Here is a 24,943-nt window from a genome sequence, read left to right as displayed (position 1 = left end):
ACACAAACTGCTGAAGCGAGCCAATCTCCAGAGCTAGATCGCCGACTACGACATGCGGACCGCCATTGCATAAGGCCCGCCATGAAAATCGTCTTGATCAACCCGCCGCATACCGCCATCGGCAGCCGTGTGCCGGACGACCATCTGCCGCCGCTCGGCTTGCTGGCACTGGGCGGTCCGCTGATCGACGCGGGACATCAACTACGGCTTGTGGACGCCGAATTCGGGCCGATGCCGCTTGCCACGCTGGTCCGGGACGCCTTGAGCGACCATCCCGACTGCATTCTGATCGGCCATTCCGGCTCGACCTCTGCGCATCCGACAGCCCTGCTGATCGCCGGCATGGTCAAGCACATCGAGCCAGCGACAATCCTGATTTATGGCGGCGTGTTTCCGACCTATCACTGGCGCGACATACTGGCCGAAACGCATGCCTTCGACTTCATCGTGCGCGGCGAGGGCGAGGCGACAATCGTCGCGCTGGTCGAAGCGCTTGAGAAACGCAAGCCGCTGTCGGACGTGGCGGGGATCGCTTTTCCTGACGATTTGCGCCAGCCCTTTGCCACCAAGCCGGCAAGAACGATCGCCAACCTCGACGTCTACCGCATCGGCTGGGAACTGATCGATTTCAGTCGCTACAGCTATTGGGGAGGCAAGCGTGCGGTGGTCATGCAGTTCTCGCGAGGCTGCCCACATCTGTGCAATTATTGCGGCCAGCGCGGCTTCTGGACGCGATGGCGGCATCGCGACCCCGTGAAATTCGCGCAAGAGATCGCCTGGCTGCACCGCGAGCATGGCGTCGAGCTGATCAACCTCGCCGACGAGAACCCGACGTCGTCCAAAAAATCCTGGCGCGCCTTTCTCGATGCGATGATCGCCGAGAATGTGCCGGTGCTGATCGTCGGCTCCACCCGCGCCGACGACATCGTCCGCGACGCCGACAGCCTGCATCTCTATCGCCAGGCCGGCGTCATCCGCTGGCTGCTTGGCATGGAAAATACCGACGAGCAGACGCTTGCATTGATCCGCAAGGGCGGCAGCACCTCATCCGACCGCGAGGCGATACGGCTGCTGCGCCTCAATGGCATCTTGTCGATGGCGACCTGGGTGGCCGGTTTCGAGGACGAAAGTTTGCGCGACCTCTGGCGCGGCTTCCGCCAGCTGATCGCTTATGACCCCGACCAGATCCAGGCGCTCTATGTAACGCCGCACCGCTGGACGCCGTTCTTCAGGATTGCCAGGGACCGCAAGGTGATCCAACTGGACGCCCGCCTGTGGGACTACAAGCACCAGGTGCTGCGGATGACGCGCCTCAAGCCGTGGATGTTGTTCTTCGCCGTCAAGCTGATCGAACTGGCCGTGCAGTCGCGGCCCAAGGCGCTGGCGCGCATCCTGTTCCACAAGGATCCGGAGCAACGGCATTCGATGCGCTGGTACACCAAAATGGGCCGCCGCGTCTGGTTCCGCGAAGTCTGGGGCTTTCTGGTCCGCGACCGCCGCCTGAAAAATGGCCCGACGCTCGCCGAATTCTGGGGCGCGCCGCAAGACGAGGAAGAGGAATCGATGGTTGTCGAACGCCTGTCGCGTCAGTCCGTGACCGCTATTTCGCCAAATGCTTGAGCCCCTCAGACACCCGGCCTCACGGCACGATCAGCGTGCCGGCGCCGTGTTCGGTGAACAGCTCGAGCAGCACCGCATGCGGCGTCTTGCCGTTGAGGATGACGACGCCTGCGACGCCGCGCTCGATTGCCTCGATGCAGGTCTCGACTTTGGGGATCATGCCGCCCGAGACAGTGCCGTCCTTGATCAGGGCCTTGGCCTCGGCCACGGTCAACTCGTCGATCAGCTTCTTGTCCTTGTCGAGCACGCCGGGCACGTCGGTAAGGAACAGCAGGCGCGTCGCCTGGCAGGCGCCGGCGATGGCGCCGGCAAAAGTGTCGGCGTTGATGTTGTAGGTATGGCCGTCGCGGCCGGGCGCCACCGGCGCCAGCACCGGGATCATTTCGGACCGCGCCAGGAGGTCGAGCAATGTGCGGTCGACCTCGACAGGCTCACCAACGAAGCCCAGGTCGAGCACCCGCTCGATGTTGGAATCCGGATCGATCATGGTCTTGCGCGCCTTTTCGGCAAACACCATGTTGCCGTCCTTGCCGCACAGCCCGATCGCCCACTCGCCCTCGGCATTGATCAGCGCGACGATCTCCTTGTTGATCGACCCGGCCAGCACCATCTCGACAATCTCGACGGTCTTCTGGTCGGTGACGCGCAAGCCGCCCTCGAATTTGGATTCGATGCCCATCTTGCTGAGCATGGCGCCGATCTGCGGCCCGCCGCCATGCACGACGATCGGGTTGACGCCGGATTGTTTCAAAAGTGCGATGTCGCGGGCGAAAGCCTTGCCGAGCGCGATGTCGCCCATCGCGTGGCCGCCATATTTCACCACGACCGTCTTGTTCTCGTAGCGCTGCATATAGGGCAGCGCCCTTGAAAGCAGCGCGGCCTGCATTTCGGCGGTGGCGGCGACATCCGTCATCGGCGTGGTTCCCAGCTTGGCATGAACGGCGGCGTCTTAGCGGGAATTGGAGGAGGGGGCAAACGGCTTTGCTGTCACGATCGATCAAATCACCGCCTATGCCGGCCGCAGCAGCGGCGCCCGTCGGCCCAGCCAGCCCGAGATCCTTTCCATCTGCGCGGCGAACGACAAAAGCGTTTCCTCGTCGCCGGGGCGGCCAGCGGCCTGGACGCCGAGCGGCAGGCCGGCATCGGTGACGTAAACCGGAAGCGTGATCGACGGTTGCCCGCTGACGTTCTGGATCGCCGGCCAGTGGGTGAACCACAGGCTCTTGTCCATCAGCTGACCGAATAGCGGCTTGAACTTCAGCAGGCCGGCGAGGCGCAGTCTGTCCAGGACATTCTCGATGAATTCGTCGGCGCCTTTCGGGTCCATGACGCCGCAGGCGACCGGCGGGTGCGCGATAACTGGCATCAGCACCGCATCATAGTGCGCGGTTTCGGCGATAAGCCGGCGCGAAGTGGCGTGCAGCCGCTGCAGGCCGGCATAGATTTCGCCGGCCGAGAGAATTTCACCGAACCGGCTCATCACGCGCGTGGCGCGTTCGATGTCGCCTGAGATGGAGCGGCCGACGCGCAAGGCCTCGCCACGCATCGTGCCGGCCACCGCCGCAGCGACGGTTCTGGCGAAATCGGCGATGAAATCGCGATCGATATAGGGCAGGTCGATCTCCTCGACGCTGTGTCCGCCTTCGCGCGCCAGCCCGATCGCCGCATCCAGAGCTTTCAACGTCTCTTCCGATATCGGCAGGCCGAGCGGCGATTTTCGATAGAAGGCGAGCTTGAGCTTGCCCGGATCGCGCCCGGCGGCCGCAGTGAAACTGCCTTTCGGCGGCGGTGCCGCATAGGGCGACAGTGGTTCCGGCCCGTGGGTCAGGTCGAGCAGCCGGGCCGTGTCGCGCACCGAGCGAGCCAGCGCATGGTCGACGACGAAGCCGTACCAGCTTTCAGTGACGAGTGGCGTCAAGGGCACCCGGCCGCGCGACGTCTTCAGCCCGACCAGCCCGGTACAGGCCGCAGGCACCCTGATCGAGCCGCCGCCATCCGAGGCATGCGCCACCGGCACGACGCCGGCCGCGACCAGCGCAGCCGCACCGCCCGAGGAACCGCCGGTCGTATGCGCGGTGTCCCATGGGTTGCGGGTGATGCCGAAAGCCGCCGATTCGGTCACCAGCCTCAGCCCGTGTTCGGGTGCGGTGCTGGTGGCGATCGGAATCAGGCCGGCGGCCAGATAGCGCTCCGTCATCACCGAGCTGAAATCGGGGGTGAAGGCCGGGATGCGGCTGCCGCCATGCGTCGGCACGCCCTTCATAGCGATGCCAAGATCCTTCAGCGCAAAGGGCACTCCGGCAAACGGCAGCTTGCGGTCGACGGTTTTCGCCCGCGCCCGCGCCGCCTCATAGAGCGGTTCGGCGATGGCGTTGATCTCCGGGTGGGTGGCCTCGGCCCGGGCGATCGCCGCATCGACGAGATCTTGCGGTGTGATCTCTCCCTTGTGCACGAGTGCGGCCTGGCCGGTTGCGTCATGCTCCCACAGAACCCGCTCGATCGACATGGTCGCCCTCCCGCTCATTGCAAGCTAGCGGGCGGCGATTTCATTGGCAATCGACGCTGGCGCTGCCGGTGCGCAAGACCATTTCAGTCGTTGCAAATACGTTGCAATCGCCTAATTTGGCGGCGGATGACGCCGCAGGACATCAGCAACCTGATTGTCCGGACTTCGATGAAGGACCGGGCTGCGTTCGATCTGCTCTACCGGCAGACCAGCGCGAAACTTTTCGGCGTCTGCCTTCGTGTATTGAAGGATCGGGGAGATGCAGAAGAGGCGCTTCAAGAGGTCTTCGTCAAGATATGGACGAAGGCGGACCGTTTCGCCGTTTCGGATCTGAGCCCGATCTCCTGGCTGGTGGCCATTGCGCGCAATCATGCGATCGATCGGATCAGGGCGCGGCGAGAGCCTGCCGCCTATATCGATGCCGCGCTCGACGTGGCCGATCCGGCGCCGGGGCCGGAGGCCATGGCCGTGGCGGGCGGTGAGTCCGAACGCATCTACCATTGTCTCAAGGAATTGGAGAAGGACCGGGCGGCGGCCGTCCGGGGCGCCTATCTGGATGGCAAAAGCTATGCCGAACTGGCGGAGCGCTATGGCGTACCGCTGAACACGATGCGGACCTGGCTGCGCCGCAGCCTGTTGAAACTGAGAGAATGCCTGGAAAGATGACGCTGGCTGACGACAATGGACCGGAACGTGGGGGCGACGACCTGTTCGCCGCCGAATACGTTCTTGGCGTTCTGGCCGCCGATGAACGCGAGATCGCGTCGCGCCGCATCGATGCGGACGCCGCCTTCGCGCGCCTTGTCGATGCCTGGGAGGCGCATCTTTCGCCGATGGCCGCCGCCTATCCGGAGACAGAGCCTCCGATCAGGGTCAAGGAAGCATTGGACCGCCGGCTGTTCGCTGCAGAGCCGCGCGCCGGCCTGTGGTCGAGCCTTGGCTTCTGGCGCGGTCTTGCCGCCGCCGCCATTGCGGCGCTGGCGATCTACGTCGCCGTGCCTTACTTCCGCCCGTCCACCGAACCGCCGCAGGCGCGGCTTGTCGCCTCGCTGGCGGCCGAAGGCAGCGACGTCAAATATCTCGTCGTCTACGATGCCGCCCGTCACGAGGTCGGTCTTTCCCACGTTTCCGGCGAGCGGGCCGCCGGCAAGGACTTCGAGCTGTGGATGATCGAAGGCAAGAAGGCGCCGGTGTCGATGGGCGTCATCCCGGCCGGTGCGACCGCGCATTTGGCCATCCCGCCCGCCGTCCAGGAGAAATTGGCGCAAGGCGCCGTGCTTGCGGTCAGCGTTGAGCCTGCCGGCGGTTCACCGACCGGCCAGCCGACTGGACCGGTGGTCGCAGCGGGCGATCTGAAGAGCATCTGACCGCTTCTCATCTCCGAAAGCAGACCTGAAATCTATCTCCCGCGATTGAAACGCCTGCAAAGCTTGTTGGCGGCTGTCGATCCGCGCCGGGCAAATTGCAGCGACAAATATTTTTTTTGCGGAGAGGACGAAACTCCAGCATTTCTATCGCGTATTTCCTTGCGTTCCCAAATGAGGGGAACGATAACCCGAGGAGATTGAAATCATGCGTAAATTCGCCACCCTTTTGCTTGCCGGCACGGTCGCCATTTCCGCGCTCGCCACCATTGCCTATGCTCAAAATCCGATGGTCGGCGGCGCCGCCATGTACGCCCAGAAAAACATCGTCGAAAATGCTGTCAACTCGAAGGACCACACGACGCTGGTCGCTGCCGTCAAGGCAGGCGGCCTGGTCGATACGCTGCAAAGCGCTGGCCCCTTCACTGTGTTCGCGCCGACCAACGAGGCCTTTGCGGCACTTCCAGCCGGCACGGTGGAGACGCTGCTCAGGCCTGAAAACAAGGACAAGCTCGTCAAGATCCTGACTTGCCATGTCATCGGCGCCAAAGCGATGGCCGCCGACGTCGCCAAGATGGTCAAGAACGACGGCGGCACCCACAAGGTCAAGACGGTCGGTGGTTGCGAACTGTCGCTCAAGGCCGACGGCGGCAAGGTCACCGTGACCGACGAGAACGGCAACGTCGCCAATGTGACGATCGCCGATGTCGAGCAGTCCAACGGCGTCATCCACGTCGTCGACAAGGTTCTCCTGCCGAAGATGTAACAAACGCACGCTGCCGGCGAAGATATCGCTAAGGGCCTCCCTGCGCACACTCCGCGCCGTTCACGCAAGATGTGGATAGGCGCGGAGTCCCGCTTTGAGGACAGCGATCGTCACCGGCTTTTGATTTCCGTGTGGCGGTCGAATTTGGCACAAGCAATGACAGGAGGAATGGCCATGAACCGTCGCGAGCTTCTTTTGAGTGGTGCGGCAGCCATTGGCGTTGTCGCAGGCGCCACCGCGCTGCGCATGGGCGGAGCCCAGGATGCACGCGCGGCTGAGACTTTCGAGGTTACCAAGACCGAAGCCGAGTGGCGCGCCATCCTGTCCGACGCGGCCTTCAATGTGCTGCGCAAGGAGGGCACGGAATACCCGGGCACCAGTCCGCTGCTCAACGAGCACCGCAAAGGCATCTTCGCTTGCGCCGGCTGCGGCCTGCCGGTCTATTCGTCAGAGACCAAGTTCGATTCCGGCACAGGCTGGCCGAGCTTCTGGCAGGAAATCCCGAATTCCGTCGGCAAGACCGTGGACAGGTCTTTGGGCATGACCCGCACGGAGGTCCATTGTCGCCGCTGCGGCGGCCATCTCGGCCACGTATTCGACGACGGTCCGCCGCCGACCGGGTTGCGACACTGCATCAATGGCGTTGCCTTGACCTTCAAGCCGGCGACGGCGTGAGGACGGCTGCGACCCTGACTTTGTCGGAGCGCGAGAGGACTTCGTAATGGTTGATTTTGCGCATGACCCCGAAAATCGCTTTTCGGGGTCATGCGCGAGGGCGCCAGGCGGGGGATCCAGCGCGCCTCAATGGCCTCCGCCACCGCCGCCCTGAGCGGCTGGCTTGCGGATCACCAGGGTGAAGAGCCCAAGCGTCGCGAACAAAACCGTCAGCATGAAGAATACGTCCATGAACGACAGCAGCGACGCCTGCTGCTGGACCATGCCTGACAGTTTGGAGATGGCCGCCTTGGAGGCGTCGAGCCCGGCGGTCTGCTCGAAGTTGAGCGTCATGTTCTGCAGCTTCTGCTGCGCAGCGGCACTTCCCCATTGCACGTGCTCGGAGAGCCTGGCGTAGTGGAAGGCATTGCGGTCGATCAGCACGGTGTTGATGACTGCCAGGCCGACGGCGCCGCCCAGATTGCGGGTCAGGTTGAACAGGCCAGACGCATTCTTCAGCCGCTCCGGCGGCAAGGTTCCGAGCGCAATGTTGTTGATCGGCACCATGCAAAGCATCATCGAGCAGCCGCGCAGGATCTGCGGGATCAGCAGTTCATAGAAATCCCAGTCGGCGGTGAGATGCGTCATCCACCAGGTCCCCGTGGCGAAACCGAAGAAGCCGATCATCATCATGATGCGCGGGTCCATCTTGTTCGACAGGATGCCGGAGATCGGCGCAGTGAAGAACATGGCCAGGCCGCTGACGAACAGCGCCTCGCCGATCATCATCGAATCGTAGCCGCGGATCCGCCCCAGGAACACGGGATAAAGATAGGTCAGACCGTAGAGGCCGATGCCGACGACGAAGGAGAACAGCGAGCCGAAGGCAAAATTGATATTGCTGAAAGCCCTCAGATCGACAATCGGCTCCTCGGCGGTGAACACGCGCCAGAAGAACAGCACCGCGCCGAAGGTCATGATGACGGCGCAGATGAACACCGCCTGATCCTGCAGCCAGTCGTTGTTGGGACCTTCCTCCAGCACATATTCCATGCAGCCGAGGAAGGCGGCCATGCCGGCAAGCCCCCACCAGTCGAACTTGCTGAACAGCTTGAGATTGGGTTTGTCGAAGTCGATCAGCGACCAGGCGGCCGTCGTCACCAGAATGCCGGGCACGACGTTGACCAGGAACAGCCAGTGCCAGGACATGGCATGGCTGATATAGCCGCCGACGGTCGGGCCGATGGTCGGCGCCAGCGTCGCCACCAGGCCGATCATCGGCGAGACCATGGCGCGACGCGACGGCGGGAAGATGGTGAAGGCGGCTGCAAAGACGCTCGGGATCATGCCGCCGCCGATGAAGCCCTGCACGGCGCGGTAGACGATCATCTGGTCGATATTGGTTGCGGTCGCCGCCAGCGCGCTGGCCGCGGTGAAACCTGCCGCCGAGATTGTGAACAGCACCCGCGTCGACAGCATCCGGCTGAGGAAGCCCGACAGCGGGATCATCACCACCTCGGCAATCAGATACGCCGTCTGCACCCACGGAATCTCGTCCGAACTGGCGCTCAGGCCCGCCTGGATCTCGGCCAGCGAGGCCGAGACGATCTGGATGTCCAGGATGGCCATGAACATGCCGAACACCATTGCCAGGAAGGCGATGACGCGGCGTGTCGAGATGTGGTCAACCGGCACCGGCATGGCTGGCGTCGGCGCCGATCCTGCAGTTAGGCTTGCGGTCGCCATGACCTTTGCTCCCGGTTCCGCTTTACTTCGATGCCGAAGGCGCCGTGCGGCTGTCGACAGCGACGACGACGCTCAGGCCGGCGCGCAGCTTGGCCGTCTTCAGCACATCCGCGGGCACGTCGATGCGAACCGGAACGCGCTGCACCACCTTGGTGAAATTGCCTGTGGCGTTCTCCGGCGGCAGCAGCGAGAACACTGCTCCCGAAGCCGGGGCCAGCGACGACACGGTACCCTCGATGTCCTGACCGTCGATCGCGTCGACCGACACTCTGACCTTTTCACCAGGCACCAGCCGGGCAAGCTGGGTCTCCTTGAAGTTGGCGACGATGTAGAGCTTGTCCATTGGCACGATGACGGCGAGCTTCTGTCCGGGGCTGATCAGGTCGCCCTGCTCGACCGAGCGGTTGCCGACCACGCCGTCATAGGGTGCGCGCAGCACGGTGAAGGACAGATCCCGCACCGCCTTGTCGTGGGCAAGCTGCAGCGAGGCCAGCGTGCTTGCCGATTCCGCCCGCTGCGCCTGGAGCACGCCGATATTCGCCTGAGCCGCCGCGATCTGCGCGTCGGCGCCGGCTAGTGCGGCATTGGCTTGCTCGACCGCCGTCTGGGCATCGTCCAACTGGGCCTGGGTACCGACGCGGGTCTTGAGCAACTGGGCGGCACGAACCTGAGCTCGCTGCGCATTATCGGCCGCGGCCTGGTCGGCGGTCTTCTGCGCCTGCGCCTGCTTGAGCGAGGCGCGCGCCGCCTCGGTCTGGGCATCGATGCGGTCGAGCGTCTTGCTCAACGTGGCGATCTGCGCCTCGGCCTGGGCAACGGCTATCTTGTAGTCGCCGTCATCGACGATCAGCAGCGGGTCGCCGGCCTTCACCTGCTGGTTCTCGGTCACTTTGACCTGATCGACATAACCCGAGATTTTTGGCGAGATGAACGCCGTGTCGGCCTGGACATAGGCGTCGTCGGTCGTGATCATGAAGCGCCCGTCGGTCCAGTAATCATAGCCATACCAGGCGCCGGCGCCCAGCAGGGCCAGGCCGATGATGGGCAGCAACATCGAGCGCATCGAGCGCTTCTTCTTGGCGGGAGCCAGCGGGGTGACGTCGGCGGGCTTGAGAGGGGTTTCCGGCGCTTCGATCGCAGGCTGGACCTTGGCACTGGGGAAGGGGCGGACTTCGGCACTGGTGGGCGCGTTCGAGGACATGATATCTCTCTAAATTAACTGGCGCTGAATTTCGTCAGACTGAACCGTTCGGTTCGATCTCGACGTTGACTTAGCGCTTAAAGAGGCCCATATCAAGAGCAATCGAACCGGATGGTTCGAATTATTTTACGAGGTGTGACATTATGGCCGAAGCCCCCAAGGCCGCTCCTTTGCCTGATTCAGGCCCATTGCCCAGCGCCGGCAAGGACCAGTGCGATCTGCTGGACAGTCTGCCGCGCGGCCGCCCGGCCGCGGGGCAAGACCCGGTCAAGCGCAGCCAGATCATCGAGGGTGCGCGCCGTGTCTTCATCGATAAGGGCTTCGAAGCCGCGTCGATGAACGACATTACGCGCGAGGCCGGCGTGTCCAAGGGCACCATCTATGTCTACTTCGCCAACAAGGAAGAGCTGTTCGAAGCGCTGATCGAGGAAGAGCGCGGCACGATTTTCAAGAACATGTACGAAGTGCTCGACCAGATCGGCGACCTTCGCCAGACGCTGGTGAAGTTCGGCATCGTGCTGTCCATGAAGATCACTTCGGCGAGGGTCATCCTGGCGCAGCGGACGGTGATCGGCGCGTCGGAACGCATTCCGGAGCTTGGTGCCCGGTTCTACGAACGCGGCCCGAAGCGTGGCCATGACAGGGTCGTCGTTTTCCTCAACATGGCTATCGAACGCGGCCTGCTGAAGATCGACGACGTCGAGCTTGCCGCCTATCAGTTCACCGAGCTGTGTCTGGCCGGTCTTTTCCGCCAGTGCATTTTCGCCTATCGCACCAAGGCGCCAAGTGCGGCCGAGATCGAACACATCGTCAGGTCGGGCGTCGATGTGTTCCTGAAGGCCTACGGCACCGAACAGCTTGCAGAGCAGGAACGGGCCTCCAGCCCCGCCTGACCAGCCGTCGGAGTCCGTTGCCTATCCGCCATTGGCGGCGAGCACGATCGCCGCACGCAATTCCTCGAGGCCCTCGCTCTTTTCCGACGACGTGGCGAGCACAAAGGGGAAGGCCGCCGGGCGTTTCTTGATCTTCTGGAGCGTTTCCTCGACCAGTCGCGGTACCCCCGCCGCCTTGATCTTGTCGGTCTTGGTCAGCACGATCTGATACGACACCGCCGCCTTGTCGAGCAGCGACAGCACCTCGTCGTCCTTGGCCTTGATGCCATGGCGGGCATCGATCAGCACGTAGACGCGCTTCAGCGTCACCCGGCCCTTCAGATAGTCGAGCACGAGCTTCGTCCACTCGTCGACCTTTTCCTTCGGTGCCGTGGCGTAGCCATAGCCTGGCATGTCGACCAGCGCCATCGGCGGCAGATCGGCGCCTTCTCCCGAAAATCCGCCAGGCACGAAATAGTTGAGCTCTTGCGTCCGGCCCGGCGTGTTGGAGGTGCGCGCCAGCCCCTTCTGGTTGACCAGCGCGTTGATCAGCGACGATTTGCCGACATTGGAGCGGCCGGCAAAGGCGATCTCGGGTGGACCCTCCGGCGGCAGGAATTTCATCGCCGGCACGCCGCGGATGAAGATCCAGGCTCGCGTGAACAATTCGATGCCGATCGTGGTCTTGTTCAACGCGTTCAAACCGCTGCCTCCAGAAGAAAAATGTTGCTGCCACGAATGGCATCGAGATTGCGGCTGATCTTTTCCACCGGCCAGTGCCACCACGCCAGCGCCAGCAGCCGCCGGGTGGTCCTGTCGTCGAAGCGCATCTTTACCACCTTGGCCGGATTGCCGGCGACGATCGCATAGGCCGGCACATCGTGCGTCACCACCGACTTTGCCGCGACGATGGCGCCGTCGCCGATCTTCACGCCCGGCAGCATCACCGCTTCCATGCCGATCCAGACGTCGTTGCCGACGATTGTGTCGCCACGCACCTCCTTCGACCATGTCGCCGGGTCGAAACCTTCCTCCCAGCCGTGACCAAAGATGTTGAACGGATAGGTCGAAAAGCCGGACATGGCGTGATTGGCGCCGTTCATGATGAAGCGCGCGCCCTCGGCAATGGCGCAGAACTTGCCGATGATCAACCTGTCGCCGATGAACGGATAATGATGCAGCACGCATTTTTCGGCGAATTTGTCGGGTCCGTCAGGGTCGTCATAATAGGTGAAGTCGCCGATCTCGATATTCGGTGCCGTCACCAGCGGTTTCAGAAAGCCGACGCGTGTGTGCAACGGGATCGGATGCTTGATCGATGGATTGGGTCCGGTCATATCGAGCTCCGTCGAGCAACTGCCAGCCAGGTCAAAATAGCGCGATCCGTCCGGCAGTACCAATCGCTTAATCCAGGCGGGCAGCTTGTGCAAAAAGCCCCGGACGAACCGGGGCTTTTTGGTCTCGCATCGTCGGAGTGCCGGCTATTCCGCCGGCGACGGTTTCTTGCGGAACAGCGCGACCAGATTGTCCCACAATTCGATCTTGGCGCCTTGCCGCTTCATGATCACACCCTGCTGCAGGATCGACAGCGTGTTGTTCCAGGCCCAGTAGATGACGAGGCCGGCCGGAAAACCCGCCATCATGAAGGTGAAGATCACGGGCATCCACGTGAAGATCGCCGCCTGCGTCGGGTCCGGCGGCGTCGGGTTCATGCGCATCTGCAGGAACATCGTCACGCCCATGATCAGCGGCCAGACGCCGATCATCAGCATGTGCGGCAAGGTAACGGGGATCAGCCCGAACAGGTTGAAAATCGATGTCGGGTCCGGCGCCGCCAGATCCTGGATCCAGCCGAAGAACGGCGCGTGCCGCATCTCGATGGTGATGTAGAGCACCTTGTAGAGCGAGAAGAACACCGGGATCTGCAATGCCACCGGCCAGCAGCCGGCGAGCGGATTGATCTTCTCGGTCTTGTAGAGCTCCATCATCGCCTGCTGCTGCTTCATCTTGTCGTCCGCGTATTTCTCGCGGATCTCGAGCATCTTGGGCTGCACCTTCTTCATGTTCGCCATCGACGCATAGGACTTGTTGGCGAGCGGGAAGAACAGCGCCTTGACAATGACGGTGGTGGCGAGGATCGCCAGACCGAAATTGCCGAAGAATTTGTAAAGCGTGTCGATCAGCGAGAACATCGGCTGAGTTATGAACCAGAACCAGCCCCAATCGATCAGCTTTTCGAAAAGCCTTATCTTGCGATCTTTCTCGTAAGCATTGATCTTGTTGACTTCCTTTGCGCCGGCAAAGATCTCCGATTCAATGGTCTTGGATTCGCCGGGCTGCAGCGCAATCGCGTCCGTGCGGAAGTCGGCTTGATAGCGATGACGGCCGTCCTCGTAATAAGCGAAGTTTGGCTGAAACTCCTGCGCCTCTGTCGGCACCAGCGTCGCCGCCCAGTATTTGTCGGTGATGCCCAGCCAACCGTCCTTGGACTTGCTCGGTGTGTACTGCTTGTTTTTCTCGAGATCGGCGTATTTGTGTTCCTGCAGGCCTTCGCTGCCGGTGACGCCGATCAGGCCTTCGTGCAACACATAGATGCTGGCGACCGCCGGCTTGTCGAAGCGGGTGATGCGGCCGTAATTGAACAGCGAGACAGGGCTGCTACCGGAATTCTGCACGGTGTCGGAAACGGTGAACATGTAGTCGTTGTCGACCGAGAATGTGCGTTTGAAAGTCAGGCCCTTGTCGTTGGTGAAAGTGAGCGTCACTGGTGTAGCCGGCGTTAGCGTCGGATTGCCGTCGACGTTCCAAACGGTCTTGGGTCCCGGCAGCGTTCCCGCCTTGTCTTCGCCAACAAAGCCGATCTCGGCGAAATATCCGTTCGGCAGCGACTCAGGATTGAGCAGCGCGATCTTGGGTGAGTTTTTGTCGACCGTCTCCGTGTAGTGCTTGAGCTTGAGATCATCGAGACGCGCGCCGGTGAGGTTGATCGAGCCTTCGAGGCTCGGCGTGTCGATCTTGACGCGGCTGGTCGAGGCAATCGCCTGCTCGCGGCCGGCCGGCGTCACCGCGTTGCCGCCAGGCGCGTTCGGAATGGCGCTCGGCTGCACCGGTGTTTCGCTGGCGCCCGGGCTGGTGCCTTGGGCGGCCTTCTTCTGCTCCGCCACGCGCTGCTCTTCGATGCGGGCGGCTTCGCGCTGCATCTCGCTGCGCGGCATCACATAGAAATATTGCCAAAGCGCCAGGATCAGCACCGACAGTGCGATGGTGATGAAGAAGTTGCGGTTGTTTTCCATCGAAGCCCTTGGCCTATCGTGTTCCACGCAATCTGCGGGAGAGTTCGGCCTTCAACTGGCCGAACGGAGTGGTAAGCACGTCTTCGCGCCCGACGATGACATAATCATTGCCGGGCGCCATGTCATCCGCGGCATGCGTGCGCACGGCCTCTCTGAGCCGCCGCCGGATGCGGTTGCGAACGACGGCGTTGCCGACCTTCCTGGTGACGGTGTAGCCGACGCGCGGCGCCTCGCTGTCGCCGCGGCCCAGGACCTCGACGAGGAAAAGCCGCCCGCGGCGCTTTTCGCCGCGGCGGACAGCCAGGAATTCCGCGCGCTTCAGAAGCCGCTTGGGATGGGCACCCGTTGGCTTGCCGGTTGCGGGCAACGATCTTGTCTCTCGCTTGGTGCTCAGGCGCTGAGACGCTTGCGGCCGCGGTTGCGGCGGGCTGCGACGACGCCGCGGCCACCTTTGGTGGCCATGCGGGCGCGGAAACCGTGCCTGCGTTTGCGGACGAGTTTGGACGGCTGGTAAGTACGCTTCATTTGTTTAAATACCGCGGGGTGCGGCCCTTCTTGATTCTGTCACTTTGTAACAGGAGCTTTGCCGGGCCGGTTTTGGCGCGATCGAAACCGCGCCGGGACGAATGGCCCGAGCGTGAGCGGGCTTATAGAAAGAAGGGTTTTGGAAGTCAATCCAGCGTGTCGGGCCGGCATTGTCGGACCGGCATCGAAGTCTTGCGGCCCTTTGTCCGGCTTCGACCAAGGATGAATTTGGCAAAAAAGCCGCAATCGCCTAATCTCACCCGATCAAGCGATCGTGAAGACGAGCAGTCCCTAAGACAAGCAGCCGTGATGACAGGCAGCCGTGACGACGAGCATGAGTGAAGTCCCAGCAACCGACGAAAGCATCGCCCAGGCGAAGGCGGCCACCCGCAGGGTGCCGCTGGCGCGCGGCCTGTCGACCAAGTTGCTGCTGCTCACCATCGTCTTCGTGCTCTTGGCCGAAATCCTCATCTTCGTGCCCTGGATCGCCAGCTACAGGCTGAGCTGGCTGAAGGAGAGGCTGAGCACCGCCGCCGCGGTTTCCATCGTCCTGGTGCAGGGCGAACCTGCCTCGCTGTCGCGTGCCGCCCAGAACGACGTACTGATGGCGATCGGCGCCAAGGCGATCGCCGTGCGCGACGGCGGCGTCTCGCGGCTTCTGGTGGTGGCCGAAATGCCGCCGCAGGTCGACGAGCATATCGATATCGCCAATGTCGGCATGATCAAGGGTATGACCGGCGCGCTGGACACGCTGTTTTTCGGCGGCAAGCGGATGCTGCGCGTTTTCGGGCCGGTCGGCGACAGCGACAAGGAATTCGAGCTGATCATGCCCGACCACCGCCTGCGCAATGCCATGCTGATCTATTCGCGCAACGTCGCCTTCGTCTCGCTGCTGATCTCGCTGTTCACCGCCATGCTGGTCTACGCCGCGATAGACCTGATCATGATCGGCCCGATCAGGACGATGACACGCTCGATGCTGTCCTTTTCCGAGGCGCCCGACGATCCCGGTCGCATCATTCACCCCGCCGCCCGGGCCGACGAGATCGGCGTCGCCGAACGCGAGCTGTCGCAGATGCAGGAGCGGCTGCAGAAGATGCTGACCGAGCAGAAGCACCTGGCCGATCTCGGCCTGGCCGTGTCGAAGATCAACCACGACATGCGCAACATCCTCGCCTCGGCGCAACTGATGTCGGACCGCCTGCGCCAGGTCAAGGACCCGACCGTGCAGGCCTTCGCACCAAAACTGCTGCGCGCGCTCGACCGTGCGGTGTCCTATTCGGAGGGCGTGCTGGCCTATGGCCGCACCCAGGAGCCGCCGCCGTCGCGCCGCAGGCTGCGGCTGCGCCAGCTGGTCGAAGACGTCCAGGGCCTGCTCGACATCGAATGCGGCATCGAATTCGTCAACGCCGTCGATCCGGTGCTCGAGGTCGACGCCGATTCCGACCAGCTGTTCCGCGTGCTCACCAATCTTAGCCGCAACGCCGTGCAGGCGATGGCGGCCGACACCGAGAGCGCCGTGGTGCGCCGCCTGACCATATCGGCCGAGCGCATCGGCAGCGTCAGCCGCATCGTCGTCACCGACACCGGCCCCGGCCTGCCGCCAAAGGCGCGAGAAAACCTGTTCGCGGCATTTCGCGGCTCGGCCCGCAGCGGCGGCACCGGCCTTGGCCTGGCGATCGCCCATGAATTGATCCGCGCCCATGGCGGCACGGTGGAGCTGGTCGAAAGCATCGGCGGCCGCACCACATTCGCGGTCACCATTCCCGACCAGCCGGTCCGGCTCGACCAGGCCCGCAACGGTCTGCGTCGCCCGGCGTAACGAACCGTTTCGTTACGGACCGTTTCAATTCGCAAATGGTTGGTCCGAGACTACGAGCCATCGGCTCGGCCGCCGTGCAACGGCGTGTTTCGTTACGGGCCGTTCCGATTGGCAAATGACTGATCCAAGACGACGACCTATCGGCTCGGCCGCCGCGTGACGCGATCTTGCCTTCGCCGGCCGGCGCATGACGGCAAAACTTTTGGCCAGGATCGGCTTGCTTTTCGCAAATTCAGTCGCTAGGGAACAGCTCACATTCGCGGCCGGTCGCCAGGATCGGATCGCGGGGCTATGCAAAGCATGGCCTGTTGCGCGCCCGTAGCTCAGCTGGATAGAGCACCAGACTACGAATCTGGGGGTCAGGAGTTCGAATCTCTTCGGGCGCGCCATTAAACTCATGCCTACCCCGGGAACATTGGTAACAGAATCTACTACCGGTGGCCGGAAAGTCGCGAGGGCTGAGCGCCATCCATGCCCAAAAGGGGATCGTCAGCTAATGCTGCTCAGTCGGCCTGCTTAATCTCCGGGCCCGGTTCAGTCGGCGGGCCTGGCGTGCAATCCTGGCCAGTGCATTCCTGCACGGGATCTTTCGCCGGCGGGAGACAATTTTGGCCCTCACAATGAACGGGCGGCTGCGTTGTTGCGGCTTTATTGTTCTGCGGCACAGGCCGATCCTCAGCGCGAACGGCCGGCATTCCAAGGTCGATCATGGCCGTGCACAAGAGCGCAATCCGAAGCAAATTCATTTTCGCCTCCGCAACTGACAGCGAGACGCAGATTATACCTTCGAACTGCGGCCAACATCCTGTCACCCGCGAACGGCGTTAACAGCGCGTTTCATTGCCGGTCGGAAGGGCGTACCGATTGCGATCGAGCGTCGTCCTCTTCCTGGCAAAATAGCGCCAGAAACGGGGCTTTCGGCCAGAGGTGACTGAAGCCAACCTTCCGATTTTCCTGTACACCTGTTCGAAGGGTTCGAGGTGCGTTAGGGCCTCGCATATTCGAGGTTTTCAGTTCTTTCACGGGGGAACGTAGATGACGGCATTCAACAGCGTCCGCTTCCGGGTCAAGCCGGGTAGTGAAGACGAATTCGTCGAACTGTTCAGCAGCGCTCCGCGCAATTTCGAGGGATTGCGAAAAATGGCTCTCATCAAATCGGGAGATGGCGCCTTCTTCTCGATTGGAGAGTGGGACACTTTTCAGCACATGGTCGATGCCAGGCCCAAAATGCTGGGCAATCTTGATCGGTTCCGGCATACGTTGCAGCAGCTTGAGGGCGGATATACGGATGCTGTTTCCGGCGAGGCTGTCTTCGAAACGGACGGCAGGAGCAGCGGCAGGTCGGTATAGTTTCGCACTTCGAAAAGCTTATGCCGTGCGCCACTTCCCGGCTCTATCACCTAAACCGCACATTCCCCCTGGAAAGCTCTGCCACCGACCTGCATCCCATCAGCCGCATGTCGCGTTCGATCTCGGTTCGCATCAGGCCGAGCGCCCGTTCGACGCCGGCCTGTCCGGCGGCTGCCAGCGGGAAGAGATAGTAGCGCCCGAGGCCGACGGCCTTGGCGCCCAACGACAGGGCCTTCAGCACATGCGTGCCGCGCTGGACGCCGCTGTCGATGATCACGTCTATCTTGTCGCCCACCGCGTCGGCAATCTCCGACAGCTGGTCGAAGGGGCTGCGCGAGCCGTCCAGCTGTCTGCCGCCATGATTTGACAGAACGATGCCGGTGCAGCCGATGTCGACGGCCTTTCTGGCATCGGCAACGCTCATGATCCCCTTCAGGCAAAACTGGCCGTTCCAGAAGCGCACCATGTCTTCGACATCCTTCCAATCCAGGGATGGATCGAGAATCTCGGTGAAATAGCGGCTGATGGAAAGCGCTCCGCCGCCGAGATCGATATGGCCGTCCAACTGCGGCAGGCTGAACTTTTCGTGCGTCAAATAGTCGATAGCCCATCTCGGTTTGATCGCGAACTGCATCATGCCGCCGAGCGTAAGCCGAAAGGGGATTGAAAAGCCGGTCCGCAGGTCACGCTCGCGGTTTCCGCCGGTGACGCTGTCGACCGTCAGCATCATCACCTCGACGCCGGACGCCTTGGCGCGCTCCATCATGGCGCGGTTCAGGCCGCGATCCCTGTGAAAATAGAACTGATAGACCTGCGGCGTCCTGTGCTTGCGGACTTCCTCCAGGCTGACCGTGCCGAGCGACGAGACGCCGAACATCGTGCCGAACTTCTCCGCCGCCGCGGCGACGGCGCGCTCGCCGCTATGGTGAAACAGCCGCTGGAGAGCCGTCGGCGAACAATAGACCGGCATCGCCAGCTTCTGGCCCATGACGGTGACCGACATGTCGATCTGTCCGACGCCGGCAAGGACGTTGGGGACGAGATCGCAGTCCTCGAACGCCGCCGTGTTGCGCCGCAGCGTCGTCTCGTCGTCCGCGCCGCCATCGATATAATTGAAGATCGGACCTGGCAGGCGCTGTTTTGCCAGCCGGCGGAAGTCCTGAAAATTGTAGCAGCTTTGCAATCTCATGAAATCAATCGGGTATATGCCGGGCCCGATGTCAAGCCTGTGCCATTGTCGATCGCCGGCGCTCTCGCCTCAGCCCGCCAGAGCGCCAACCGACTCCCGCTCCACCAGCGGGCATTCGAGCTTGGTGATGGGATAGCGGCCACGACCGGGAGCAGCGGGGACTTCGAGCTGCTCGATCGCCCATTGTCCCATCGCCATATGCGGCAGGATCGACGTCGTCAGCGGCGGGAACAGATGCCGCGCGATCTCCTCGTCGTCATAACCGATCACCGAAATATCCCGGGGGATGTGCAGGCCGGCCTCCTTTAGCGCCTCGTAGCAGCCGATCGCGGTGCGGTCGTTCTGGCAGAAGATGGCGGTCGGCCGGTCCTTCAGCGCCAAGAGCTTGACGGTCGCGGCATAGCCGGCGCTCGCCGACCAATCGCCTTCGACGACCAGCGCCGGGTCGAACGGGATGTCGGCTGTCGCCAGCGCCCGGCGGTAACCCTTCAGGCGGTCCTGCGCCGCCTGCATCCAGGGCTCGCCGGTAATGGTGGCGATACGTCTGTGGCCATGGCTGATCAGGTGGCGGGTCGAGCTCTGGCCGCCGGCGATCTCGCTCGGCACCACGGCGGGGAAGGCATAGTCGGCGGTGTAGCAGTTGAGCAGGATGACCGGAATGTCGAGGCCGTAGAGATGGTCCGGCGCGACGATCTCGCGGGTGAAGATGGTCATGTAGATCAGCGCCGAAATGCCCCGCTTGGTCAGCGCTGCGATGGCGCGAGGCTCCATCACCTCGTCGCCCATGGTCTGCGCCACCAAAAGCACATTGCCGGCGTTCCATGAGGCTTGCCGCGCCCCTTCAATGGCGACGACCGCCTCCGGGCTGGTCGCCAGTTGGTCGACTGCGAAGCCGATCACGCCATCCAGCCCGCCGAATGCGGCAACCGGGGCTCGCAGGGCGGAAAACACCGGCGGCGAATAGCCCAGCGTTCGTGCGGTCTCGATCACCCGCTCTCGGGTTTGCTGCGACAGCCTGATGCCCGGCGTGTTGTTGAGGACGAACGAGACCGTCGCCTGCGAACAGCCTGCGGCCCTCGCGATGTCGGTCATGGTGACGCGGCCCTTGGGGTTTTTCCCGGACGGCTTGCGCCGTCTGGTACCCTGAAGGACCGCATCCCGAAGTGGTTCGTTCATGGCGTTAGTCCCTCGAATTTCGCATTTATAAGGCAAAGCGCCACTAATAGATATAATCTACCCTCTGAGACGATTTAGTCGCCAATCCCGAGCGGCAACGACTGGAAGGCCTCTCTCGTTTGTGGCGAGAATCCCGATCAACTAATACTCTTTACTAATATCTGGCATCCCTATAACGTCAATCCGTCATGCCCGGACGACATCGGACCGCGCATGTTCGGAACGCAAGCCAGCCTGGTATCGGACGGTTCCCATCAGCCGAAGTTCGCCTGCCGGGAAATGTCAGACAAATCGGACTATTTACGAACGACGAATGAGTCTCTAAAGTCGACGATCGCGGCTGGAATGGCGTCGTTCTTCGCTGCCGAAACCCTGAGGAGGAGGGCGTCCAAGCCGCGCCGGCACGTTCATCATCAGCGAAAATTACTGAGTCAAATGGGAGGTTGAATATGAAATCTGCGATACGAAATGCGTCCGTCGCCGCTGCGGCCCTGCTGCTCGGCCTGTCCGTCAGCGCAATTGCGCGGGCCGACGACAAGCCGACACTGGCCTTCGTCGTCAACGGCGCTTCCGATTTCTGGAAGGCTGCCGAAGCCGGCGTCAAGAAGGCTCAAGGCGAATTGCCCAATTACAATCTCGAACTCAAATATCCGGAGCAGTCCTCGGTCGCCATCCAGCAGCGCCTTATGGACGATCTGGTGACGGCCGGTGTTAAGGCGATCATGGTCTCGGCCGTCGATCCCAAGACGTCGACCGACGGGCTGAACAAGATCGCCTCGGAAACGGCGTTGTTCACCACCGACAGCGACGCACCGCAGACCAAGCGTGTCGCCTATATCGGCTCTTCCAATGTCGATGCCGGCAAGCAGGCGGCAGAGATCGCCAAGAAGGCAATGCCCGACGGCGGCAAGTGCCTCGGCTTCGTTGGCCTGCTAGGCGCCGACAATGCCAAGGAACGCATCCAGGGCATGAAGGACGGCCTCGCCGGCACCAAGATCGAATTGGTCGACGTGCGTGGCGACGACATCGACCAGGCCCGCGCCAAGAAGAACGTCGAGGACGCGCTGGTCGCCAGCCCCGACGTCACCTGCATGGTCGGCTTCTACTCCTACAACACGCCGCGCATCTATGAAGCGCTGCGCGATGCCGGCAAGCTCGGCCAGATCACCGTCGTCGGCTTCGACGACGATCCGATCACGCTGGGCGGCGTCAAGGAAGGCACCGTCGCCGCTACCGTCGTACAGCAGCCTTTCGAATGGGCCTATCAGGGCATGAAGCTGATGGCCGCCTATCTCGAGGGCGACAAGTCGGGCGTTCCCGCCGATGGCCTGATCATCGTGCCGACCAAGATCATCGGCAAGGACGATGTCGACGCCTACGCCGCCAACCTCAAGGCGATGTCGGGAAACTGAGCGAATTAGGTTGCGCCGGCTCAAGGGTTCGCCCTGAGCCGGCGATTCTATTGACGCGCCTCGCAAGGCCCGTCAGTCTGAGGCCAAAACGGCTCACCGGCTGCTGTCAGGCGTGATGAATTATTCCGATCCATCCATCGTTGCATCCACGGCCGCTCCGTTCCTGAGCCTCGACGGCGTGCGCAAGACCTATCCCGGCGTTGTCGCGCTGGACGGGTTCTCGATCGAGGTCAGGCCCGGCGAGGTCATCGGCCTGGTCGGCGAAAACGGCGCCGGCAAATCGACGCTGATGAAGATCCTCGGCGGCGTGACCCGGCCGGACACCGGCACCATCACCGTCGATGGCGTCGCCCATGACAGTCTGACCGTCGAGGCCAGCATCGGTTCGGGCATCGCTTTCGTCCACCAGGAACTCAACCTGTTCGAGAACCTCGACGTCGCCGCCAATATCTTCTTCGGCCGCGAACCGCTGCGCGCCGGCCCGTTCAGGCTGGTCGACCGCGCCAGGCTGCGAGCGCTGGCGGCGCCGCTGCTCAAACGCGTGGGCGCCAATTTCTCGGCCGATACGCCGGTGTCGGCGCTGTCGCTGGCCCAGCAGCAAATGGTCGAGATCGCCAAGGCGCTGTCGATCAAGGCGCGGCTGGTCATCCTCGACGAACCGACATCGAGCCTGCCGATCGCCGAAACCGACAAGCTGCTCGGTGTCATCAAGGCGCTGAAGGCAGACGGCATCAGCGTCATTTTCATCTCGCACCGCCTGCACGAGGTCGAGCGCGTCGCCGACCGCGTCGTCGTGCTCAGGGACGGAATGCTCGCCGGAACCTTGCCGAAGAGCGCCATCAATCACGACCAGATGGTCAAGCTGATGATCGGCCGCATGCTGAAGGAGCGCGAGAAGGCCGCGGAATCGGCGCGCCCGCCGGGCTCTGTCGCGCTGTCGGTCAAGGCCATTCGCACCGCTGCCTATCCCGACCGGCCCGTCGACCTCGATGTCAGGCATGGCGAGATCCTCGGCCTCGCCGGTCTCGTCGGCTCGGGCCGGACGGAGCTGGCGCGCGTCCTGTTCGGCATCGACAAGAGCTTTGGCGGCTCGTTCCAGCTTGACGGAAAAGATCTGGTTCTTGGTTCGGCCGCGGACGCAGTGGCCAACGGTATTTTCCTCGTCCCCGAGGATCGCAAGCTGACCGGCATCCTGCTCGACCTGTCGATTGCCCAGAACATCTCGCTGCCCAATCTGCCGGCGCATTCGCGGCGCTCGCTGGTCTCGGCCGGCGCGGAATCCGCCACCGCCGAGAAGCAGAAGACCAATCTCGGCATCAGGGCGCCCTCCGTCCAGACGCGCACCGGCACGCTGTCGGGCGGCAACCAGCAAAAGGTCGTGCTGGCCAAATGGCTGGCGATGAAGCCGAAGGTGATGATCCTCGACGAGCCGACCCGCGGCATCGACATCGGCGCCAAGGCCGAGATCTACGGGCTGATGCGGGCGCTGGCCGATGCCGGCGTCGCCGTGCTGATGATCTCCAGCGACATGGAGGAGGTGATCGGCGTTTCCGACCGCATTGCCGTCATGCATGAAGGCCAGATCTCGGGCATTCTCGACAAGGACCGGTTCAGCCAGGAAAACGTGCTGCTGCTGGCGGTCGGCAAACAGCCGAAGTAGTTCGCAGGCACTGGGAGAAGACGATGAGCAAGAAAGATCTCGGCCTGCTGATCCTGATCCTGGTGGTCGGCGCGGTGGTGGCAATCATCAACCCACGCTTCCTGCTGCCGATCAATCTCGCCAACACCTCGAACCTGATCGGGTTGTTCGGCATCCTGTCGATTGGCCAAGCCTTCGTCATCATCACCGGTGGCATCGAATTGTCGGTCGGCTCGGTGGTTGCGCTGCTCGGCGTGCTGTTCATCGACTTCATCGCCACGCGCGGCATGGCCTGGCCGGTCGCCCTGCCGCTGATCCTGGTGCTCGGCGGCATCATCGGGCTGGCGCATGGCTGGCTGATCACCCGGCTCAAATTGCAGCCTTTCGTGGTGACTTTGTGCGGCCTGTTGATCTATCGCGGCGTGGCGCGCTTCTACACCGCCGACGGCACCGCCGGCTTTGCCTTCGGACAGAACTTCCCGGAACTCGAGTTCCTGACGGCGGGGCGGTCCTGGGGCGTGCCGAACAGCTTCATCGCGCTGATCGTCATCGCCGTCGTCATGTGGGTGGTGCTGCACCGGTCGGTGTTCGGGCGCTATCTCTATGCCATCGGCAAGAACGAGGAAGCGGCAAAATATTCCGGCATCCGCACCGGCCGCATCGTCATGGCCGCCTATGTCATCTGCGGCGTGCTGACGGCGCTGTCAGCGATCTATTTCGCCATGTACACACGCTCGATCTCGCCGGCGAGCCACGGCCAGTTCTACGAGCTCTATGCCATCGCGGCCGCGGTGCTCGGCGGCTTCTCGCTGCGTGGCGGCGAAGGCTCGCTGATCGGCGTCCTGCTCGGCACCGTGCTGCTGCAGGAGCTGCAGAACCTCGTCAACCTGCTCGGCATCCCGTCCTCGCTCAACTTCGCCGTCATGGGCGGGGTGATCCTCATCGGCGTGCTGGTCGACCAGCAATGGGGCGTGTTCAGGGCGCGGCGGCGGATGGTGGAAGCCACACGCAAGGGCGTGGCGGGTGCTGCCGCTGAGTGACGCAAAAATAGCTGGATGAAATACGCCGACTGCCATGGCAGGTGGCGTGAAAGAGTCAGCCGGAGCTTCGCGACAGCAGTTCAGGTCGGTCTCTATTTGGAACGAAAACCCGTATCTGAGCGTTTATTTAAGCTTTGCTACGCGGAGGCGTTCCATGCCCACGAATCCAGTTAGTACGGCCAAAGTAGGAACTCACCCCCTCCACCCGATGCTGATACCTTTTCCTGTCGCGTTTCTTGTCGGTGCGTTTGTCACCGACCTGGTTTTCTGGGGGACTGCCGATGCCTTCTGGGCACGAGCATCGATGTGGCTGATCGGGGCAGCCATAGTAATGGCCCTTCTCGCTGCGACAGCCGGTTTTATCGACTTCCTCAACGAGCCGCGCATTCGCGCCTTGTCCGACGCCTGGTACCACATGCTGGGCAACTTGACCGCGGTCGTTGTGGCACTGATCAATTTCTACCTTCGCTATGCGCAAGGCGCCGAAGCCGCGGTCCGCCCATGGGGTGTGCTCTTGTCGTTCATAGTGGTCTGCATACTGCTGTTCACCGGCTGGAAGGGCTGGGAGATGGTGTATCGGCACCACGTTGCAGTTCTGGACACAAGTTGTGTGCGTCAAGTTCTGCAAAATGGCGTGGCATTGCGGTGACGTCGGCGTGTCCGCAGCGCAGCCCCCGTGTTTAGCGGAGCGGCGGACACATGACGGTGCTCAGGCGGCCAAGGCCCTCAGGCTCTCCTTCTTGTGCTCGCGCAGATGATCCATGTTGA

Annotated in this window: 23 protein-coding genes and 1 tRNA gene; 13 read left to right on the top strand and 11 right to left on the bottom strand. The window is 62.6% G+C overall.

The genetic code is table 11. The features are described 5' to 3' along the window. Window positions 1–81 precede the first annotated feature (81 nt). A complete protein-coding gene (gene bchE, locus NKI18_RS08470; RefSeq protein ID WP_352619459.1) occupies window positions 82–1,620 on the top strand; it encodes a magnesium-protoporphyrin IX monomethyl ester anaerobic oxidative cyclase in 1,539 nt (512 codons plus the stop codon). Window positions 1,621–1,639: 19 nt separating this feature from the next. Here the strand turns inward: bchE and argB are convergent, their stop codons facing one another. Beyond that, on the bottom strand, window positions 1,640–2,533 hold the full coding sequence (gene argB, locus NKI18_RS08465) for an acetylglutamate kinase (protein WP_023677482.1): 894 nt from the start codon (window positions 2,531–2,533) through the stop codon (window positions 1,640–1,642). 96 nt (window positions 2,534–2,629) lie between these two features. Continuing rightward, a complete protein-coding gene (locus NKI18_RS08460; protein ID WP_353019380.1) occupies window positions 2,630–4,126 on the bottom strand; it encodes an amidase in 1,497 nt (498 codons plus the stop codon). 126 nt (window positions 4,127–4,252) lie between these two features. On the opposite strand from NKI18_RS08460, the gene NKI18_RS08455 reads away from it, so the two are divergent. From NKI18_RS08455 to msrB, 4 genes are all read left to right on the top strand, one after another. Continuing rightward, window positions 4,253–4,792 carry a sigma-70 family RNA polymerase sigma factor gene (locus NKI18_RS08455; RefSeq protein ID WP_023677484.1) on the top strand — a complete coding sequence of 180 codons (540 nt, stop codon included), beginning with the start codon at window positions 4,253–4,255 and terminating at the stop codon, window positions 4,790–4,792. Continuing rightward, window positions 4,789–5,493, top strand: a complete 705-nt coding sequence (locus tag NKI18_RS08450; protein WP_352619474.1) for an anti-sigma factor — start codon at window positions 4,789–4,791, stop codon at window positions 5,491–5,493. Before NKI18_RS08455 ends, NKI18_RS08450 begins: the two co-directional genes overlap by 4 nt. Before the next feature lie 205 nt (window positions 5,494–5,698). Beyond that, window positions 5,699–6,256 (top strand): fasciclin domain-containing protein, encoded by a 558-nt coding sequence (locus tag NKI18_RS08445; protein WP_023677486.1) that lies wholly within the window; start codon window positions 5,699–5,701, stop codon window positions 6,254–6,256. 174 nt (window positions 6,257–6,430) lie between these two features. Further along, entirely contained in the window at window positions 6,431–6,931 is a 501-nt protein-coding gene (gene msrB / locus NKI18_RS08440; RefSeq protein WP_023677487.1) for a peptide-methionine (R)-S-oxide reductase MsrB, read from the top strand. A 126-nt stretch (window positions 6,932–7,057) separates the two neighbouring features. Here msrB and NKI18_RS08435 read toward each other — a convergent pair whose 3' ends face one another. Both NKI18_RS08435 and NKI18_RS08430 read right to left on the bottom strand, forming a co-directional pair. Then, on the bottom strand, window positions 7,058–8,611 hold the full coding sequence (locus NKI18_RS08435; protein ID WP_352619475.1) for a DHA2 family efflux MFS transporter permease subunit: 1,554 nt from the start codon (window positions 8,609–8,611) through the stop codon (window positions 7,058–7,060). 67 nt (window positions 8,612–8,678) lie between these two features. Then, window positions 8,679–9,857: an HlyD family secretion protein gene (locus NKI18_RS08430; protein ID WP_352619461.1), complete on the bottom strand. Its 1,179-nt coding sequence runs from the start codon at window positions 9,855–9,857 to the stop codon at window positions 8,679–8,681. 143 nt (window positions 9,858–10,000) lie between these two features. On the opposite strand from NKI18_RS08430, the gene NKI18_RS08425 reads away from it, so the two are divergent. After that, window positions 10,001–10,750 (top strand): TetR/AcrR family transcriptional regulator, encoded by a 750-nt coding sequence (locus NKI18_RS08425; protein ID WP_352455986.1) that lies wholly within the window; start codon window positions 10,001–10,003, stop codon window positions 10,748–10,750. A 21-nt stretch (window positions 10,751–10,771) separates the two neighbouring features. On the opposite strand, the gene yihA is transcribed toward NKI18_RS08425, so the two are convergent. The 5 genes from yihA to rpmH form a co-directional block, all read right to left on the bottom strand. Further along, on the bottom strand, window positions 10,772–11,431 hold the full coding sequence (gene yihA, locus NKI18_RS08420; RefSeq protein WP_352619462.1) for a ribosome biogenesis GTP-binding protein YihA/YsxC: 660 nt from the start codon (window positions 11,429–11,431) through the stop codon (window positions 10,772–10,774). Next, a complete protein-coding gene (locus tag NKI18_RS08415) occupies window positions 11,428–12,066 on the bottom strand; it encodes a CatB-related O-acetyltransferase (RefSeq protein ID WP_352619463.1) in 639 nt (212 codons plus the stop codon). Before NKI18_RS08415 ends, yihA begins: the two co-directional genes overlap by 4 nt. Before the next feature lie 144 nt (window positions 12,067–12,210). Continuing rightward, complete coding sequence (gene yidC, locus NKI18_RS08410) at window positions 12,211–14,022, bottom strand: membrane protein insertase YidC (protein ID WP_352619464.1); 1,812 nt, start codon at window positions 14,020–14,022, stop codon at window positions 12,211–12,213. 13 nt (window positions 14,023–14,035) lie between these two features. After that, complete coding sequence (rnpA, locus tag NKI18_RS08405; RefSeq protein ID WP_352539960.1) at window positions 14,036–14,389, bottom strand: ribonuclease P protein component; 354 nt, start codon at window positions 14,387–14,389, stop codon at window positions 14,036–14,038. A gap of 23 nt (window positions 14,390–14,412) precedes the next feature. Further along, window positions 14,413–14,547, bottom strand: a complete 135-nt coding sequence (rpmH, locus tag NKI18_RS08400; protein WP_008833937.1) for a 50S ribosomal protein L34 — start codon at window positions 14,545–14,547, stop codon at window positions 14,413–14,415. A gap of 334 nt (window positions 14,548–14,881) precedes the next feature. On the opposite strand from rpmH, the gene NKI18_RS08395 reads away from it, so the two are divergent. From NKI18_RS08395 to NKI18_RS08385, 3 genes are all read left to right on the top strand, one after another. Continuing rightward, window positions 14,882–16,369 (top strand): ATP-binding protein, encoded by a 1,488-nt coding sequence (locus NKI18_RS08395; RefSeq protein ID WP_023677495.1) that lies wholly within the window; start codon window positions 14,882–14,884, stop codon window positions 16,367–16,369. A gap of 312 nt (window positions 16,370–16,681) precedes the next feature. Then, window positions 16,682–16,758, top strand: a tRNA-Arg gene (locus tag NKI18_RS08390). Window positions 16,759–17,404: 646 nt separating this feature from the next. Continuing rightward, window positions 17,405–17,719: an antibiotic biosynthesis monooxygenase family protein gene (locus tag NKI18_RS08385; RefSeq protein ID WP_352619465.1), complete on the top strand. Its 315-nt coding sequence runs from the start codon at window positions 17,405–17,407 to the stop codon at window positions 17,717–17,719. Between the two features lie 46 nt (window positions 17,720–17,765). Here the strand turns inward: NKI18_RS08385 and NKI18_RS08380 are convergent, their stop codons facing one another. Beyond that, on the bottom strand, window positions 17,766–18,908 hold the full coding sequence (locus tag NKI18_RS08380) for an alpha-hydroxy acid oxidase (RefSeq protein WP_352619466.1): 1,143 nt from the start codon (window positions 18,906–18,908) through the stop codon (window positions 17,766–17,768). Between the two features lie 69 nt (window positions 18,909–18,977). Continuing rightward, on the bottom strand, window positions 18,978–20,084 hold the full coding sequence (locus NKI18_RS08375) for a LacI family DNA-binding transcriptional regulator (protein WP_352568509.1): 1,107 nt from the start codon (window positions 20,082–20,084) through the stop codon (window positions 18,978–18,980). 449 nt (window positions 20,085–20,533) lie between these two features. Between NKI18_RS08375 and NKI18_RS08370 the strand changes: the two genes are divergently transcribed. The 4 genes from NKI18_RS08370 to NKI18_RS08355 all read left to right on the top strand — a co-directional run bounded on the left by NKI18_RS08370 (window position 20,534) and on the right by NKI18_RS08355 (window position 24,824). Then, the gene (locus tag NKI18_RS08370; RefSeq protein WP_023677500.1) at window positions 20,534–21,496 is read left to right on the top strand and encodes a sugar-binding protein; all 963 of its coding nucleotides are present in this window, start codon (window positions 20,534–20,536) and stop codon (window positions 21,494–21,496) included. 115 nt (window positions 21,497–21,611) lie between these two features. Then, window positions 21,612–23,156, top strand: a complete 1,545-nt coding sequence (locus NKI18_RS08365) for a sugar ABC transporter ATP-binding protein (RefSeq protein WP_352568572.1) — start codon at window positions 21,612–21,614, stop codon at window positions 23,154–23,156. A 23-nt stretch (window positions 23,157–23,179) separates the two neighbouring features. After that, window positions 23,180–24,175, top strand: coding sequence for an ABC transporter permease (locus tag NKI18_RS08360; RefSeq protein ID WP_352619467.1), 996 nt, complete (start codon window positions 23,180–23,182; stop codon window positions 24,173–24,175). Between the two features lie 154 nt (window positions 24,176–24,329). Further along, the gene (locus NKI18_RS08355; protein ID WP_352619468.1) at window positions 24,330–24,824 is read left to right on the top strand and encodes a DUF2231 domain-containing protein; all 495 of its coding nucleotides are present in this window, start codon (window positions 24,330–24,332) and stop codon (window positions 24,822–24,824) included. The last annotated feature ends 119 nt before the right edge of the window (window positions 24,825–24,943 follow it).

Origin of the sequence: Mesorhizobium sp. M0800, assembly GCF_040320095.1 — a bacterium.
Taxonomy (GTDB): Bacteria; Pseudomonadota; Alphaproteobacteria; order Rhizobiales; family Rhizobiaceae; genus Mesorhizobium.
Note: the sequence above shows the minus strand (reverse complement) of the source record. Positions and strands in the feature narration are given on the sequence as shown.

Coding starts and splice junctions, on each gene's coding strand:
- bchE (WP_352619459.1), top strand. CDS start 82: ATGAAAATCGTCTTGATCAACCCGCCGCATACCGCCATCGGCAGCCGT.
- argB (WP_023677482.1), bottom strand. CDS start 2,533: ATGACGGATGTCGCCGCCACCGCCGAAATGCAGGCCGCGCTGCTTTCA.
- NKI18_RS08460 (WP_353019380.1), bottom strand. CDS start 4,126: ATGTCGATCGAGCGGGTTCTGTGGGAGCATGACGCAACCGGCCAGGCC.
- NKI18_RS08455 (WP_023677484.1), top strand. CDS start 4,253: ATGACGCCGCAGGACATCAGCAACCTGATTGTCCGGACTTCGATGAAG.
- NKI18_RS08450 (WP_352619474.1), top strand. CDS start 4,789: ATGACGCTGGCTGACGACAATGGACCGGAACGTGGGGGCGACGACCTG.
- NKI18_RS08445 (WP_023677486.1), top strand. CDS start 5,699: ATGCGTAAATTCGCCACCCTTTTGCTTGCCGGCACGGTCGCCATTTCC.
- msrB (WP_023677487.1), top strand. CDS start 6,431: ATGAACCGTCGCGAGCTTCTTTTGAGTGGTGCGGCAGCCATTGGCGTT.
- NKI18_RS08435 (WP_352619475.1), bottom strand. CDS start 8,611: ATGCCGGTGCCGGTTGACCACATCTCGACACGCCGCGTCATCGCCTTC.
- NKI18_RS08430 (WP_352619461.1), bottom strand. CDS start 9,857: ATGTCCTCGAACGCGCCCACCAGTGCCGAAGTCCGCCCCTTCCCCAGT.
- NKI18_RS08425 (WP_352455986.1), top strand. CDS start 10,001: ATGGCCGAAGCCCCCAAGGCCGCTCCTTTGCCTGATTCAGGCCCATTG.
- NKI18_RS08415 (WP_352619463.1), bottom strand. CDS start 12,066: ATGACCGGACCCAATCCATCGATCAAGCATCCGATCCCGTTGCACACA.
- yidC (WP_352619464.1), bottom strand. CDS start 14,022: ATGGAAAACAACCGCAACTTCTTCATCACCATCGCACTGTCGGTGCTG.
- rpmH (WP_008833937.1), bottom strand. CDS start 14,547: ATGAAGCGTACTTACCAGCCGTCCAAACTCGTCCGCAAACGCAGGCAC.
- NKI18_RS08395 (WP_023677495.1), top strand. CDS start 14,882: ATGAGTGAAGTCCCAGCAACCGACGAAAGCATCGCCCAGGCGAAGGCG.
- NKI18_RS08385 (WP_352619465.1), top strand. CDS start 17,405: ATGACGGCATTCAACAGCGTCCGCTTCCGGGTCAAGCCGGGTAGTGAA.
- NKI18_RS08380 (WP_352619466.1), bottom strand. CDS start 18,908: ATGAGATTGCAAAGCTGCTACAATTTTCAGGACTTCCGCCGGCTGGCA.
- NKI18_RS08375 (WP_352568509.1), bottom strand. CDS start 20,084: ATGAACGAACCACTTCGGGATGCGGTCCTTCAGGGTACCAGACGGCGC.
- NKI18_RS08370 (WP_023677500.1), top strand. CDS start 20,534: ATGAAATCTGCGATACGAAATGCGTCCGTCGCCGCTGCGGCCCTGCTG.
- NKI18_RS08365 (WP_352568572.1), top strand. CDS start 21,612: ATGAATTATTCCGATCCATCCATCGTTGCATCCACGGCCGCTCCGTTC.
- NKI18_RS08360 (WP_352619467.1), top strand. CDS start 23,180: ATGAGCAAGAAAGATCTCGGCCTGCTGATCCTGATCCTGGTGGTCGGC.
- NKI18_RS08355 (WP_352619468.1), top strand. CDS start 24,330: ATGCCCACGAATCCAGTTAGTACGGCCAAAGTAGGAACTCACCCCCTC.